At 64.3% G+C, this 14,630-nt stretch carries 13 protein-coding genes and 1 riboswitch; of the genes, 6 read left to right on the top strand and 7 right to left on the bottom strand.

Going from position 1 to position 14,630, the window contains the following annotated elements; all coding sequences use genetic code 11:
- Positions 1 to 17: 17 nt before the first annotated feature.
- Entirely contained in the window at positions 18 to 536 is a 519-nt protein-coding gene (locus AB0Y14_RS10535) for an amino-acid N-acetyltransferase (protein WP_436589218.1), read from the top strand.
- A gap of 12 nt (positions 537 to 548) precedes the next feature.
- On the opposite strand, the gene AB0Y14_RS10530 is transcribed toward AB0Y14_RS10535, so the two are convergent.
- Entirely contained in the window at positions 549 to 1,553 is a 1,005-nt protein-coding gene (locus tag AB0Y14_RS10530; RefSeq protein WP_436589217.1) for an A/G-specific adenine glycosylase, read from the bottom strand.
- A 67-nt stretch (positions 1,554 to 1,620) separates the two neighbouring features.
- On the opposite strand from AB0Y14_RS10530, the gene AB0Y14_RS10525 reads away from it, so the two are divergent.
- On the top strand, positions 1,621 to 2,451 hold the full coding sequence (locus AB0Y14_RS10525; protein ID WP_436589216.1) for a hypothetical protein: 831 nt from the start codon (positions 1,621 to 1,623) through the stop codon (positions 2,449 to 2,451).
- 74 nt (positions 2,452 to 2,525) lie between these two features.
- Here the strand turns inward: AB0Y14_RS10525 and disA are convergent, their stop codons facing one another.
- The 3 genes from disA to AB0Y14_RS10510 are packed head-to-tail and all read right to left on the bottom strand — an operon-like array spanning position 2,526 to position 6,352.
- Positions 2,526 to 3,596, bottom strand: coding sequence for a DNA integrity scanning diadenylate cyclase DisA (gene disA / locus AB0Y14_RS10520; protein WP_436589215.1), 1,071 nt, complete (start codon positions 3,594 to 3,596; stop codon positions 2,526 to 2,528).
- A gap of 44 nt (positions 3,597 to 3,640) precedes the next feature.
- Positions 3,641 to 5,122, bottom strand: coding sequence for a DNA repair protein RadA (locus tag AB0Y14_RS10515; RefSeq protein ID WP_436589214.1), 1,482 nt, complete (start codon positions 5,120 to 5,122; stop codon positions 3,641 to 3,643).
- 30 nt (positions 5,123 to 5,152) lie between these two features.
- Positions 5,153 to 6,352 carry an FUSC family protein gene (locus AB0Y14_RS10510; RefSeq protein WP_436589213.1) on the bottom strand — a complete coding sequence of 400 codons (1,200 nt, stop codon included), beginning with the start codon at positions 6,350 to 6,352 and terminating at the stop codon, positions 5,153 to 5,155.
- Between the two features lie 245 nt (positions 6,353 to 6,597).
- On the opposite strand from AB0Y14_RS10510, the gene pstS reads away from it, so the two are divergent.
- From pstS to pstB, 4 genes are all read left to right on the top strand, one after another.
- The gene (gene pstS / locus AB0Y14_RS10505; protein WP_436589212.1) at positions 6,598 to 7,701 is read left to right on the top strand and encodes a phosphate ABC transporter substrate-binding protein PstS; all 1,104 of its coding nucleotides are present in this window, start codon (positions 6,598 to 6,600) and stop codon (positions 7,699 to 7,701) included.
- A gap of 108 nt (positions 7,702 to 7,809) precedes the next feature.
- Positions 7,810 to 8,832: a phosphate ABC transporter permease subunit PstC gene (gene pstC, locus AB0Y14_RS10500; RefSeq protein WP_436589211.1), complete on the top strand. Its 1,023-nt coding sequence runs from the start codon at positions 7,810 to 7,812 to the stop codon at positions 8,830 to 8,832.
- Entirely contained in the window at positions 8,829 to 9,935 is a 1,107-nt protein-coding gene (gene pstA / locus AB0Y14_RS10495; protein WP_436589210.1) for a phosphate ABC transporter permease PstA, read from the top strand. Before pstC ends, pstA begins: the two co-directional genes overlap by 4 nt.
- Before the next feature lie 28 nt (positions 9,936 to 9,963).
- Positions 9,964 to 10,743 carry a phosphate ABC transporter ATP-binding protein PstB gene (pstB, locus tag AB0Y14_RS10490; protein ID WP_436589209.1) on the top strand — a complete coding sequence of 260 codons (780 nt, stop codon included), beginning with the start codon at positions 9,964 to 9,966 and terminating at the stop codon, positions 10,741 to 10,743.
- 39 nt (positions 10,744 to 10,782) lie between these two features.
- Here the strand turns inward: pstB and AB0Y14_RS10485 are convergent, their stop codons facing one another.
- The 3 genes from AB0Y14_RS10485 to AB0Y14_RS10475 all read right to left on the bottom strand — a co-directional run bounded on the left by AB0Y14_RS10485 (position 10,783) and on the right by AB0Y14_RS10475 (position 14,077).
- On the bottom strand, positions 10,783 to 11,793 hold the full coding sequence (locus AB0Y14_RS10485) for an anion permease (RefSeq protein WP_436589208.1): 1,011 nt from the start codon (positions 11,791 to 11,793) through the stop codon (positions 10,783 to 10,785).
- A 3-nt stretch (positions 11,794 to 11,796) separates the two neighbouring features.
- Positions 11,797 to 12,414 (bottom strand): phosphate transport regulator, encoded by a 618-nt coding sequence (locus tag AB0Y14_RS10480; RefSeq protein ID WP_129315641.1) that lies wholly within the window; start codon positions 12,412 to 12,414, stop codon positions 11,797 to 11,799.
- Between the two features lie 1,072 nt (positions 12,415 to 13,486).
- On the bottom strand, positions 13,487 to 14,077 hold the full coding sequence (locus tag AB0Y14_RS10475; protein WP_436589207.1) for a hypothetical protein: 591 nt from the start codon (positions 14,075 to 14,077) through the stop codon (positions 13,487 to 13,489).
- 399 nt (positions 14,078 to 14,476) lie between these two features.
- Positions 14,477 to 14,582, top strand: a riboswitch (SAM riboswitch).
- Positions 14,583 to 14,630 lie beyond the last annotated feature (48 nt).

The following is a 14,630-nucleotide window of genomic DNA, read 5'->3' as shown; positions in this document are numbered from 1 at the left end:
GCGTAAACTCTGGGCGCATGACCAACCTGCGGATGCGACCTGCCAAAACTTCGGACGTCCACGAGATCAGACGGCTCGTCGCACCGTACGTCACGTCGGGCGCGCTGATCTCCAAGGACGCCGTCGAGTATTTCGAGTCGATCCAGGAATTCATGGTGGTCGAAGACCTCGATGCCCACGGCGCGGCCCAGCTGATCGGTTGCGGTGCCCTGCACATCCTGTGGGAGGACCTCGGCGAGATCCGTACCCTCGCCGCGGACGAACGGGCGCGCGGTCAAGGCGTTGGGCGCATGCTGGTGGAGGCGCTGCTCGAACGGGCACAAGGCATCGGCGTCGACCGCGTGTTCTGCCTGACGTTCGAGGTCGAATTCTTCCGGCGTATGGGCTTCGAGATCATGAGCAATCAAGAGACGATCGACCATGAGGTTTTTGCCGAACTCCTGCGGTCCCACGACGAGGGCGTGGCTGAATTCCTGGACCTGGCGAGGGTGAAGCCGAATACTCTCGGTAACACCCGTATGCTTCGACAACTCTGACGCCGAATCCGGTCAGCCGGGAAGAGTCACACGGCCCTCAGGGTTTCGTGATGCCAACCCGTCGCGGACCAGTCCCTCGAGGCACCGTTCCAACTGGTCTCCCGGGGCACCGATGGTCCTCAGCTGTTCCATGGCATGAGGTGCCCCCTTCCAAGCGGTCCTCTCGGGGGACAGGAGGGCATCCGGCGGCACCGGCTCCGTGGCTTCCCTGAGCACGGCCATCATGGCTCCCCGAGTCTGGCGGTCCGTGCCTTTCCACGCTTGCCCTCGGGGAACGTATTCCGGCTCGGGGCGGCCCGCGGCCACCCACGCGCACTGGTCCAGCACGGGGCACACATCGCAACGGGGCGATTTCGCGGTGCAGACCAAGGCTCCCAGCTCCATGACGGCGATGTTCCACCGGACGGCGGTCGCATCGTCGTCGGGCATCAATGATTCGGCGAGTCTCGTCTCCGCCGCGGTCAGTCCTTTGGAGGGTAACGCCTTCCCGGTGACTGCGCGGGCCTCAACCCGTCGGATGTTGGTATCGATCACGGTTTGTCGACCGCCGAAGGCAAACACCGAAATGGCCGCCGCAGTGTAGGAGCCGACTCCCGGCAGAGCCAGGAGCTCGTCGTAGTCCGAGGGAACGTCGCCGCCGTGGCGCTCGACGATGGCCACCGCTGCAGCGTGCAGGCGAAGGGCCCTCCGAGGGTAACCGAGTCGGCCCCACTCACGCACGGCGTCTCCCGTGGATGCGGACGCCAGGTCCGCCGGCTCGGGCCACATCTGCATCCATCGCTTCCATTGCGGAAGAACACGGACCACCGGGGTCTGCTGGAGCATGAACTCGCTGACCATGACCTGCCAGGGGGTGCGGTCCGGTGCCCGCCACGGCAGGTCCCGGGCATTCCGCGCGAACCAGTCGATAATGTGCCGATGCAGCGTATGGACGGTGTCCGGGTCGGGCCAGGGGGCGTGGTCCGTGGCGACGCCGGCCTGATCCGACGCTGTGGCCGGAGGATTCGAAAAATTCATGACGTGACCACTGTAGTGTGCCGGGTCCGTCCCTGGGTTGGCCTTTCCTTTTAGTAGCCTAGGACGCATGACAGAGTACGAAGACCCCACACCGGAGAACGGCGGCAATCAGGGCGGGTACCGTCGCGAATCGCCCGCGGTCTACCGCCGACGTCGGATCATCGCGCTGATCCTTGCTCTCCTGGTGATCGTGCTGGTCGTGTGGGGAGTCGTCTTCGCGGTGAACAAGATCGCCGCGAGCATCGGTGGCGGTTCGGGCGGGGAAGCCTCACAGTCCTCGACCGACAACTTCGCCAGCTTCAGTGCCCGGCCCTCCCAGTCGGCCTCGGGTTCGTCAGGTCCGAGCGGGTCGGCGGGACCTTCCGCGTCGGCGTCCTCCTCGGATGGTGCGTCGGCCTCCGACAAGCCATCGGACCAGGCGGAGGGAGACCAGAGCGATAAGCCTGATCCCGACGAGTCGAAGGCTGAAGCCGCCGCGACCACGACACCGACCGAGTCCAAACCGGCCCAGCCTCAGGCTTGTGGGTCCGATATCCAGGTCAGCGCCAATCTGGACAAGGGTGCGTACGGTCAGGGCGAGAACCCCGTCATGAGTACGACGGTCAAGAATTCCGGGGACAACCCGTGCAACGTCGATCTCGGCGCCAACAAGGTGACCTATGAGATCACGTCAGGTTCGGCCGAGGTATACAGCACGTCCAAGTGCGGTGGCGATGGGGCGGCCAAGCAGTCCACTCTCGAAGCAGGTTCGGCTCAGACCGTGTCACAGTCCTGGGACCGGTCCATCAATGCCCTTGGTTGTGGCGACGCCGCCCAACCGGCTCAGTCCGGCTACTACTGGTTGACGGTGTCCGTGAACGGCGTCCCGAGCGAGAAGCAACAGATCGTTCTCGAATAGAGGAGCAGGCCGTCGGGGGCGCCTCGCCCACGAGACGGCCGCCCTGAGAGCGTCGGGCAACCCCGGCGCGCGGGCTACATGAAGCGGTCGAGCAGGCTCGTCTCCGCCATGCGCGCCAGGGACTCCCGGATGCTTCTTGCCCGATACTCTCCGATGCCCTCAACGCTACGCAGGTCGTCTACGTTGGCGGCCATGAGTGGTTGCAGGCCTTCGAAACGGTTGACCAGGCGTTCGGAGACCGTGTGGGGAATGGACTTGACACCGCTGAGCAGACGGTAGCCACGAGGCTGCAAGGTATAGTCCAGGTCCCCTCCACCCGGTAGGCCGACGGCCCGGGCAATCGCTATGGGGTCGGCCAGTTCCACGGGGGAGAGGCTGCAGAGGCTCGCCTGGGCCCGTTCGGTGACTTGGGCCTCGTGACCCGAAGGCAGGTAGTCCTTGAACACGAGTTCCGCGGTCGGCTGGTTCAGTACCAGTTCCTCGAGTTGCATGGCGATCATTCGTCCCTCGGCCCCGAGCTCGACGACGTTGTCCCCGATCTCTTCGGAGATCCGCCTGACCAGCTCCAGGCGCTGAAGGGCCAGGGCGACATTGCGGACGGTCACATCGGATTCGATTTCCAGGGCGGAGAGGTTGTTGAGCTCCTCGTTGAGGCGGACGGTGTACCGTTCGAGGGTCTGGATGGCCTGGTTGGCTCGGCCCATGATTTCCTGGGAGCCCTCCAGCGGGTACCGCTCACCGTCCGCATAGATGGTAATGACTCCCATCGATTTCGACACCGAGATCACGGGGAACCCCGTTTGTTTGGCGACGCGTTCGGCTGTGCGGTGCCGCGTGCCGGATTCCTCCGTGGTGATGGCGGGGTCGGGCATGAGCTGGACGCCCGCGTGGTGGATCGTGCGGACCTCTCGATCACAGACGATGGCTCCGTCCATCTTGGCGAGCTCGCGCAAACGGGTTCCCGTGAATTCGGTGTCGATGCTGAACCCGCCGCTGATGATCTCTTCGACCGTGAGGTCCTTGCCCAGCACGATCAGAGCGCCCGTGCGGCCCTGGAGGATGCGATCGAGGCCGTCCCGGAGCTGTGTACCGGGGGCCAACAGGGCCAACGTCTTCTTGAGCTGATCATTACGGGGAGAAGCCACGATTCCAGCCTATCGTGTGGTCGTGCGTCTGCGGCTCAGCGCGGTCAGGAGCGTGAGGGGAAGAGCGTGTCGACGGCGTCCACGACGGAAGCCACTTCCTTGACGTGCACGCCCTCCGGTACCTCTCCGACACCCGCCGGCGATGCTGGGACCATGACGTGGGTGAAGCCGAGCCGCGCGACTTCGTTGATGCGTTGACGAATTCCGGGGACCGCCCGGACCTCTCCAGCGAGCCCGACCTCACCGAATACTACGAGCCGGCGGGGAAGAGGCTTGTCCTCGGCCGCGGAAGCGAGCGCCATGACCGTGGCCAGGTCGGCCGCGGGTTCATTGAGCCGCACCCCACCGACCGTCGAGAGATAGCAATCCAGTTTGCCCACGTTGAACCCCGCACGCCGTTGGAGCACGGCGAGGAGCATGGCGGTGCGCGCGGAATCCAGGCCGGCCGTGGCCCGCCGGGGCTGGGCAGTAGCGGATTCGTCCAGAAGTGCTTGGACCTCCGCCAGCAGCGGGCGCCGGCCTTCCATGGTGATCGTGAGACACGTTCCGGCGACCGGATGAGCCGTCCTGGAGACGAAAAGCCCTGAGGGATCGGAGACGCCTTCGATGCCGTCCTCGAGCAGGTCGAAGCAGCCGACCTCGTCCGTGGGTCCGAAGCGGTTCTTGACAGCACGGAGCATGCGGATGCGTGAGTTCTTGTCTCCCTCGAACTGGCACACGACATCCACGAGGTGCTCGAGGAGGCGGGGACCGGCGATGGTTCCCTCCTTGGTCACGTGCCCCACCAGCAACGTGGTCATGTTCCGTTTCTTGGCTTCGGCGATGATCGAGGCGGCGACCTCACGGACCTGGGTCACGCCACCGGCGGCGCCCTCCACCTCGGCGCTCGCCAGGGTCTGAACCGAATCGACGACCAATAGGCTGGGGGAGACCTTGTCCATGTGCGCCAAAGCCGCACCCAAGTCGGTCTCCGACGCCAGGAACAGCGTGTCCGCCACCGCTCCGATACGATCCGCCCGGAGTTTGACCTGTGCCGCCGACTCCTCGCCGGTCACATACAGGACATCGTGGGCCCGGTGGCCTCCCTCGCTGGGATCCGCCCCTGACGACGCCGAACCGGACGACGCCGCACCGGACTCGGAGGCATCGGCTCCCTTGCTGACCGACGTTCCGCGCGCGAACGTCGATGCCACGTCCAGGAGCAGGGTCGACTTGCCGACACCTGGTTCTCCCGCCATGAGGATCACGGCCCCGGGAACCAGTCCGCCGCCGAGGACCCGGTCGAATTCCTGGATTCCCGTGCTGGAGAATTGGGCGAGAGACGCGTCCACGTCCGCGATCGGACGGGCCGGGGTCTCGACCGTACGTGCCGCGCTGGTCCGTGCGACCGTGGGTCCTCCGGCCTCTTCGATGGTTCCCCATTGCTGGCACTCGCCGCAGCGGCCGACCCATTTGGCCGTGGTCCAACCGCATTCGCGGCAACGGTAGGTATTGGTGTTTCTGGATGTCTTCCGTGCGGGGCTCATACCGAAATCGTACGGGGGTCGACTGACAACTTAGGAGTCGTGGTCGTCGTCCTCCGGGTCGATCACCTCGATCGCCTCGGTCAGTTCTTGACGGATCGTGGCCAGCACGTTGCCCGCGGACTTCTCGTCCATCCCCGTCATGACCAGCAGGTCCACCGTCAGAGGACGGATGATCATCACGAGCGCTTCGCCCTGATACGTCCGCACCCCCAGGGTCTGGGGATCGAGTTTGGCCGCCGTCGAGCTCAACTCCACGCGAGCCCGGCGGCGCATGACGTCTCGTGCGTCTTCGGTATCGGACTTCAGCGAGAGCCCGAGAATGTCGACCGCTTCCGACAGCTCGAGCAGTACGTCTCGGAGGGAAGCAATTGCTTCGTCGCGCAACTGGACCGTGTTGATCACGTTGGCGATCCGTCGAATCAGAACGCGCGCATTGCGTATCGCGTAATCGATTCCGTGCAGGGTGCGCTCGTAATCGTGAATGTCCCTCAGCGCCTGCCGTCGTGTGAGCGCGACCCGCGCCATCCCCTTGCTCGTCTTGAGCGAGTTCTCGACCTGGTCCAGGAGGGGCTGGGTCTTGCGCGCGCGGATCAGTGCCTGCCAGGCCATGGCGGCGTCGTAGTCGCCGATGGCTTCGCTCGCTTCCCTCAGGACTCGTGAGAATTCTCGGACCAAATTCTTCATCTCGTCCTTGGGCTGACGCCTCGGGTCCTGGGGCACCAGGGCCATGACCAGCAGGGCGCACAGGCCTCCGACGATGGCGTCGAGGCTCCGCGCAAATGGGCCGTCGACGGCCGGGGGAAGCAGTACCACCAGGACGGCCTGCAACCCCATCTGGGTCGAGAAGATGGTCCCATTGTCCAGGAACCGCGCGAGCAGCAGGGAGAACAACAGGACCAGCGACGCCTGGAGCGGACCCCTGCCGAGGAAATACATCAAGAAGTCGCCCACGGCGATGCCCAGGGTGCAGCCTATGGCTACCTCCAAGATGCGGCGCATGTGGTTTCCGCCGCGCACGTACCCGAGGGAAACGATCGCCGCCGTTGCGGCAAAAAGTGGTTGGTGGTGGCTGAACAGGACCTCAGCGATGAAATAGGCGCCGACGGCGGCCACCGTGATCTGCAGTGACTGGAACAGGCCGCTGCGAACTCGCGACATTCCCAAACGCGCGCGCGAGACGAGCTGACGGCGCGAGGACCGTACCCTCTCCCTGACCGAGATTCGTCTCATGGGGCAATCATAGTTTGTCGGCCTTGCGCTTTCGTTCCAGAGTTCATCCGCAGTTCACCGGATCCGGGTCCGGGGGATACCTGTCCTCCGTAGCGTGCCGAGTACGGGCGCCGGGAGCCTCCGGCCACGTGGCCGGCTCGGCTCCGGGCAGGCCAGGCACCGGTCACATCACAATCACTGAGCCGTTCCGATCCGCTGCGACCAGCAGCGGAGGACGGTCGACGACTCTTGAAGGGGTACCTTTCGTGAAGATCTCTCGCATCGGGCGTTTCGCCGCTATTGCAGCAGTAGGAACCATCGCGCTCACGGCGTGCGGCTCGGACAACGCCACGGGCGACGCCGGCACCGGGTCCTCCTCGGCGGGGACGGACGTCAAAGGGACCCTCTCCGGCGTGGGGTCATCCGCCCAGCAGGCCGCCATGACCCAATGGCAGACGGATTTCCAGAGCGACAATTCCGGCGCCAACGTCCAGTATTCGCCGGACGGATCGGGCGCGGGACGCAAGGCCTTCCTCTCGGGCGGTGCCAACTTCGCGGGCTCCGACGCGCATCTGGACGACGACGAATACAGCCAGGCCAAGGACCAGTGCGGCCCCGACGGCGCGATGGACATCCCCGTGTACGTGTCCCCGATCGCCGTTGCCTTCAATGTGAAGGGCGTCGACTCGCTGAACCTCGATCCGGCCACCATCGCCAAGATCTTCAAGGGCGAGATCTCCACATGGAACGACCCGGAGATCAAGAAGCAGAACGAGGAAGCCAAGCTGCCGGACACCCCGATCAACGTCGTCCACCGCTCGGACAACTCCGGCACGACCGAGAACTTCACCGAATACCTCTCGAAGGCCTCCGGCGGAGCATGGGACAAGGAGCCTTCGGGCGATTGGCCGAGCGACTTCAAGGGCGAGGCCAACAAGGGGACATCGGGAGTCGTCTCCACGACCCAGAGTACGGACGGGGCCATCACGTACGCGGATGAGTCCGCCGTCGGCGACCTCTCCACCGCCAAGGTCAAGGACGGCGACGACTACGTCGAGGTGTCCGCCGATTCCGCGGCCAAGGCTGTGGAGCAGTCCGACAAGGTTCAGGGGCGCGGCGAGCACGACATGTCCCTCGAGCTGAACCGAACCCCGAACGATGGTTCCTACCCGATCGTCCTGGTCTCCTACCACGTGATTTGCTCCGCCTACAAGGACCAGGAGACCGCGGATCTGGTCAAGGCCTTCGAGAACTACGTGGTCAGCGAGGACGGACAGAAGTCGGCCGCCAGCGCAGCGAAGTCGGCAGTCCTCCCGGAGAGTATGCGTGAGGACGCCAAGAAGGCCATCGACTCGATCACGACCAAGTAGCGGACCCACAGGATCCCATTCGGCCGTATTCCCATCGGGGCATAGCATGTCCTGGTGGGAATTCGGCGCACCGACCGCAACCGACCAGCAGAGAGTACTCGAGGTTTCATGTCTCACTCTTCTTCGACGGTTCCCGAGTTCAGCACACCGACCGGGGACCAACCCGGGCGAGGGGACGAGAGTAGCGACCATCGACGTGAGGGCCACGTCGCGATCGGGGACGCCAAGGGTGGCCCGGCGCAGGACAGAGTGTTCGCCGGCGTCACGTTGGTCGCCGGTGCGATCATTCTGGTGGTCCTGGCAGCCGTCGCCTTCTTCCTGACCTGGCAGGCATCTCCGATCTTCGGTGCGGCCTCGAGTGAGGTAACGGGTGGACAAGGGTTCCTGTCCTACATCTGGCCGCTCGTGGTCGGAACTCTGATCGCTTCCGTGCTCGCGCTCCTTCTGGCGACGCCGGTAGGCATCGGCGTCGCCCTGTACATCTCGCACTATGCCCCGCCCCGCTTCGCCAAGGGCGTGGGGTACGTGATCGACCTCTTGGCGGCGATCCCCTCGGTGATTTTCGGAGCGTGGGGTGCTTCCGTGCTGGCGCCGAAGATCGTTCCCTTCTACGACTGGTTGTCCGGAATCCTCGGTTTCCTGCCGATCTTCGAAGGGCCGCCGACGGCGACCGGCAAGACCATTCTCACCGCCGGGATCGTTCTGGCGATCATGATCCTGCCGATCATCACCGCAATGTGCCGCGAAATCTTCGCTCAGACGCCGGTTCTGCAACAGGAGGCCGCGCTCGGTCTGGGCGCGACCCGCTGGGAAATGGTCCGCATGACAGTTTTTCCCTTCGCGAGGGCCGGCATCATTTCCTCGGTCATGCTCGCCCTCGGGCGCGCGATGGGGGAGACCATGGCCGTGACGCTTGTCCTCTCCGGCGGCCCATTCAACCCCTCGCTCATCCAGTCCGGAAACCAGACGGTCGCCTCCGAGATCGCCCTCAACTTCCCGGAAGCCTACGGCCTGCGACTCAATGAGCTGATTGCGGCGGGTCTGGTTCTGTTCGTGATCACCCTGGTGGTCAACCTGCTCGCGCGCCTGGTGATCAGCCGGTACAAGGAATTCTCGGGAGCCAACTCATGAGTACCGCAACGACCTCCTCGAAACTCATCGGACGGCAGGCGCCCCGATGGTTGCCCCTGGTCATTGGCCTGTGCGCGCTGATTCTGGGCGCGGCGCTGTCCGCTCTGATCGGGTTCAGCATCGGCCTGTGGGCCGTCTTCGCCGGTCTCCTTTTCGTGATCGCCGGGCCCCTCGCCGTCGGAATGCTCGAAGGCTCGCGCAAGGGGAAGGACGCCTTTGCCCGCTACCTGATATACGGTGCTTTCTTGCTGGCCCTGATACCTCTGGTCTCGGTGATCTGGGTGGTTCTCGGCCGTGGCGTTCCTGGCCTCTCGGGGAATCTGTTGGGGACGTCGATGAACGGCGTCAGCGGCGTCACCGACAACGAGGCCGCCCAAGGCGGACCGGCCTACGGCGGCGCCTATCACGCGATCGTGGGGACAGTGACGATCACGTTCTGGGCGACCCTCATGTCGGTCCCGATCGGACTGCTCACGGCCGTCTTCCTGACCGAATACAGCGACAGCAATCGCGCCTTCCGGTGGATGGGACGGATCATCACGTTCCTGGTCGACGTCATGACGGGAATACCGTCAATCGTGGCGGGCCTGTTCGCGGTCGCACTCTTCGTCCAGGTCCTGGGCGACCCTTCGGCGAGATTCGGGTTCATCGCGTCGATCGCGCTGTCCGTGCTCATGATTCCCACGGTCGTGCGCAACACGGAAGAAATGCTCAAGATCGTTCCGAACGAATTGCGGGAGGCATCCTACGCACTGGGCGTCCGGAAATGGCGCACGATCACCAAAGTAGTGATCCCGACGGCGATGTCCGGCATCTCCTCGGGCGTGACCCTGGCCATCGCCCGTGTGATCGGGGAGACCGCACCGATCCTGGTCACGGCCGGCTTCGTGGCGAGCATCAACTTCAACGCGTTCAGCGGATGGATGACCACGTTGCCGACGTTCATCTACTACCAGATCATGAACCCGACGTCGCCGACCAATCCGCAGGTCTCCGAGGATCGCGCCTGGGCCTCCGCCCTGATCCTGATCGTCCTGGTGATGATCCTCAACCTCGTCGCCCGCCTGATCGCCAAAATCTTCGCCCCCAAAACCGGTCGCTGAATCCCGCGAACCGCAGCAAAGGAAAATCATGTCAAAGCGTATCGACGTCGAACACCTCAAGGTCTACTACGGGGACTTCCTGGCCGTCGACGACATCACCATGCAGATCGAGCCCCGAGCGGTGACGGCGTTCATTGGACCGTCCGGGTGCGGCAAATCGACGTTCCTGCGCACCCTGAACCGGATGCACGAAGTCATCCCCGGGGCGTACGTCGAAGGCAAGGTCAATCTTGACGGCGAGAACCTTTATGCCAAGGGCGTCGACCCGGTTCGGGTGCGGTCGCAGGTGGGCATGGTTTTCCAGCGGCCCAACCCTTTCCCGACGATGTCCATCCGGGACAACGTGTTGGCCGGTGTCAAACTGAACTCCCGCAGAATCGCGCGATCGGACGCGGACGTGCTCGTGGAATCCTCTCTCAGGAGCGCCAACCTGTGGAACGAGGTCAAGGACCGGCTGGACAAGCCGGGCTCCGGGCTGTCGGGAGGACAGCAGCAGCGACTCTGCATTGCTCGGAGCATCGCGGTCCGCCCCGACGTGATCCTCATGGACGAACCGTGCTCTGCCCTCGATCCCATCTCGACCCTCGCGGTCGAGGACCTCATCAACGAGCTCAAGGCCGAGTACACGGTCGTCATCGTCACGCACAACATGCAACAGGCCGCGCGGGTTTCCGACAAGACGGCGTTCTTCAACATCGCGGGCACCGGTGAGCCCGGCCGGCTGATCGAATACGCGCCGACCCAGGAAATCTTCAACAAACCCCAGGACAAGGCCACGGAGGATTACGTGTCCGGCCGCTTTGGCTGACCCTGGGCCATTATGCGCCCGCGGCCCGAGCCAGGGCGGCTACAGGAGCGGCGACAGGGCGAGGAAGAAGACCGCGGAAACCACGACGGTCACCGGTATGGTCACGATCCAGGTCACCACCAAGCGAAACGCCGTATTGGCCCGCACCGCGTGAAATCGCTGATTGGATCCGGCCCCGAGCACGGCCGAGGCCGCCAGGTGCGAGGACGAGAACGGATCCCGGGCCACGGCCCCCGTGCCGAAGATGAGCACGCTCGTCACGGCCTGGGCCACTGCCCCGCGGAAAGGATCCAGGGCGACCAGGCGATCCGTGAACGTGTGTCCGATGCGCCAGCTGCCGAGCAGGGTTCCGGCGGCCATCATGAGGGCCAGGAGTGCACACAGCAGGGTCGTCTGGGGTGTGCTGATGTCTCGGCCGATCGACAACCACATCAGGGTTCCGATCACCAGGCTGCGGTGCCCGAAGTAGATGCCGTGGCCCAGCGAGATGAGGGATGTGCTCAGCGACAGCACATACCGTGACCGACGATGGATTTGTTGGGGACTCGTGTGCTGGAGGAAGCGCACCAGAGGAATCACCACGGCCCAGGCCACGCCGAAGGCCACGAGCGGGGCCAGGACCAGGGGCAGGATGACGTCGCCGACCATGGTCAGACCGAGATGCAGGTGGTTTCCGAGACCGACCTGGTTCGTTGCCCAGAGTCCCCCGAAGATGCCACCGATCAGGGCATTGGTCGAGGAGGACGGCGAACGCCGCCACCAGGTGAAGATTTCCCACAAGATCACGGTCAGCAGAGCCGCGGTCAGCACCGCGAGCCCGACGTCGTCGTGAGGAATCGTGAGCCACTGGTCAGAGGTGAGCGACAGGGTCACCGATCCCACGACCAGCCCCACCACGTTAAAGGCAGCGCAGACGATGAGCGCCACTTTGGGCGTCAGGGCGCGGGCCGATACCGGGACCGCCACGGCATTCGAAGCATCGTGGAAGCACCCGATGGCGGTGTACCCCAGAAGGAAGAGACCGCACAGGACGAAAAGGAAGTACTCCACGCCTCAGGACTCCTGGACGAGGATGCGGCCGACGTCGGTGGCCACCTCCCGCACACTGAGTGACGCCGCCTGCAACTGGGCCGTGAACTGGGCTTCCTTGATGTAGGCGGCCGGTTTGAGGCGGTCCATCATGTCCGCCTGGTACAGATTCGTGGTCCGAATCGACTGCTTCGACATGCGCAGCACCTCGACCCAGTACTCGTCCAGGCCTTCGAGGTCGGACAGGTGACGCATCGCTTCGGCGGTCAGGGAGGCCTGGCGCTGGAGGAGGTCCAGGAGATCGGAGGCCCGATTCGAAAAGCGGTCCAGGCTGTGGATCTTGATGATGTGCGAAGCCGAGGTGAGGGATTCCGTGGCCTGATTGAGACGTTGACCGAGCCGGTACAGGTCGGCGCGAGGAAGAGGCAGAACGAAGGCGCTGCGCACCGTGGTCATCAGGGCAAAGAACGCGTCCGTCGAGCGTCCCTCGATTTCCAGGGCCTGTTCGAAGCCCTGGTCATGGTCGGAGACCGGAGACCCCATCATGCGGGATGCCGAGGAGGTCGAGTCGACAACCAGTTGCGCCATGTCCGAGAGCAGCTCGAGGGCCTTGTTCTCCTGGGGGAATAAGCGAAGTGCCACGCTCTGCCTTCCAAGATGGTGGTGTGGTGATCATTCCCAAGATAACCGCACTTGGTTAACAAGCTCGACTTGGGGCTTTCATGACGAACGGGGCCGGGCGGGTGCTCCGGGCGCACGGGGCGTGCGGGTCGATGGCGTGGGTCGCGCGGGGCGCTGGGGTGGGGCCCGGGGTGTTGGGCTGGGGCTCGGGTCACTAGCCCGGGGCTTGGGACGATAGCCCGGCGTTTGGGAGCTTGCGGACGTTCGCACCCCGGAAGACTCTCGCGGGTTCCCTCTTGGGCGGCGGTTCCCCGATTCGGCGGCGGTTTCCGGCAGGAACTGTCCGGGGTTGTCGCGTTGAGGCCACGTTGGGAGTCGGTTCCCCAAGAGAGAGGTGGTTGCCTGCACAAACGGACGGTTTTCAGGGAGCAGGCCTGCCTCATTAGGAGGTGATTGCCCGATTCGGTGCCGGTTACCGGCGAAAAGAGGCCGGAATCCGTGGCATTCGATCCTCTGTTGGGTGGCGGTTTCCCGATTCGGTGGCGGTTTCCTCCGTTAGGTGGCGGTTTAGACACCACCTAACGAAGGAAACCGCCTCTCCATTGGGTAACCGCCACGCAGCAGGAGGGGCATCGGGTGCTTTCACACAAGATTGTGCCGTCACGCCGGAATGGGGCCGTCATCGCAGGGGGGGGGGCACGCCGGGGGTCGTCGCGCCGCGGGCCCGGCCGGGCAGAAGCGCGGCCAGGCACAAGGGTGGGCGCGCGTGAGAGGGCGGGCACGCCCACGCAGGAGGAGCTCATTCGCGCCGTGATCCGGGGCCGCAGGACAGACACATGCCGCACGACGTGTGCGACCTGGCCCCCGAGGGACCCCCCCCTGGAGGAGAGTCGACCAACGGCGGAACCCGGACAGAAAAGAACCCCCGCCGAAGCGGGGGTTCTTTTCGAAGTATGGGGCACTGGACCGGGTGCGCCTCTCGGCGGAAGGCCGCTCGTAGCGGCTAAATAATGGAGCCCGGGGCAACCTGCGGCCCAGTGCCTTGTATCCAGTGTGGTCCTCGTTTGCCGAGGCTGTCAAAGCACTCCGAGGATCAACGATTCATGGGGTTCCGGCGCTGCTTGAGTTCCTTGAACCAGCGTCCGCTCTCCCCGACCCACAACATGATCGTGCCGATGATCAGGAGAATGGTTCCGATGGCCCCAATGATTCCCGGGGCGTCCTGGAAGGCACCGCCCAGGCCGAGCAGGCTCAGGATTGCGAGAATGAGCAGGACGATCCTGCCCCAATTCTTGCCTCGGGTTGCCGCCCTGGCGGAGAGCACCTGGAGGACGATGAGGATCAGCGAGAAGACGGCCCCAACGGCGAGGATGCCCCAGGCGTAGCCGCCCTGCCCCTGGTCCTGCAGGGACTTGTACTCGTCGGTGCCCATGAGGACGAACGGGGAGATGATCAAACTGATCAGGCTGATGGCCGCTGAAATGTAGATCAGCCGGGCGGCGGTGTTCACGGCCTTGGGTGCGGCCAGATCTCCGCCCTGGTTCTGGAGAGGACCATGACCGTTTCCTGCGTCGCCGCCTTGGTACTGGGGCTGTCCGCCCGGGTACTGGGGCTGTCCGCCGCTGGGGTTGCTCCCGTACTGAGGAGGCTGGTTCCCGGCCGGGGACTCGTGATTCTCGGTCATGCTTTCCTCTCAATGGTGATTGAACTGACCTTCCCATCAAAACATGAGGGAGTACCGACCCACAATGAATCCAGGCCGGAACGCGCATATGCGAAATCGCCTATTTATGATTTTCACGCCCAGCCCGGGAAATAAATCAACAAATGGTCACGATTCGGTCGCGAATTGGTTTCGTTCCCGACGACGTACGGCGATTCGCCGACATCGGAAGCCTCACGGAGTGTCGCTCCCGCGCGAGAAAAACGTGGAACCTTACGTGCCTGAGTCATAAAAACGTGGGTCGTCCTTATATGACACCGGTATTTCTTCGGCCCGTCGTTGTGCTCAATGACGCGACACGTGGCGTCAAAGACACCTCATCCTTGCGGCCGCTCAGGAGACCGGGTTTGAATACTTGCGTATCTATCCAGAGCGGCCGAGAGACCTGGCTCGACGACGCCGCAGCAACCGCCTCGTGCACCCCAACGGTTCCGAGGCACGGTGCTCCCGCCAGGTCCGATGGAGTGTATCGGTAGTCCTTCGACGACGCCGGGCGCATTCCCCGGCCGATCCC

It is taken from the genome of Rothia sp. HC945 (assembly GCF_051370785.1).
Classification (GTDB): domain Bacteria; phylum Actinomycetota; class Actinomycetes; order Actinomycetales; family Micrococcaceae; genus Rothia.
The sequence above is the reverse complement of the archived record's forward strand: the minus strand, read 5'-3'. Positions and strand labels throughout refer to the sequence as shown.

What these genes read in the sequence shown, in the direction of transcription:
- AB0Y14_RS10525 (WP_436589216.1), top strand. Translation starts at nt 1,621, where the DNA reads ATGACAGAGTACGAAGACCCCACACCGGAGAACGGCGGCAATCAGGGC.
- pstC (WP_436589211.1), top strand. Translation starts at nt 7,810, where the DNA reads ATGTCTCACTCTTCTTCGACGGTTCCCGAGTTCAGCACACCGACCGGG.
- AB0Y14_RS10510 (WP_436589213.1), bottom strand. Translation starts at nt 6,352, where the DNA reads ATGAGACGAATCTCGGTCAGGGAGAGGGTACGGTCCTCGCGCCGTCAG.
- AB0Y14_RS10515 (WP_436589214.1), bottom strand. Translation starts at nt 5,122, where the DNA reads ATGAGCCCCGCACGGAAGACATCCAGAAACACCAATACCTACCGTTGC.
- AB0Y14_RS10530 (WP_436589217.1), bottom strand. Translation starts at nt 1,553, where the DNA reads ATGAATTTTTCGAATCCTCCGGCCACAGCGTCGGATCAGGCCGGCGTC.
- AB0Y14_RS10535 (WP_436589218.1), top strand. Translation starts at nt 18, where the DNA reads ATGACCAACCTGCGGATGCGACCTGCCAAAACTTCGGACGTCCACGAG.
- pstB (WP_436589209.1), top strand. Translation starts at nt 9,964, where the DNA reads ATGTCAAAGCGTATCGACGTCGAACACCTCAAGGTCTACTACGGGGAC.
- AB0Y14_RS10475 (WP_436589207.1), bottom strand. Translation starts at nt 14,077, where the DNA reads ATGACCGAGAATCACGAGTCCCCGGCCGGGAACCAGCCTCCTCAGTAC.
- pstA (WP_436589210.1), top strand. Translation starts at nt 8,829, where the DNA reads ATGAGTACCGCAACGACCTCCTCGAAACTCATCGGACGGCAGGCGCCC.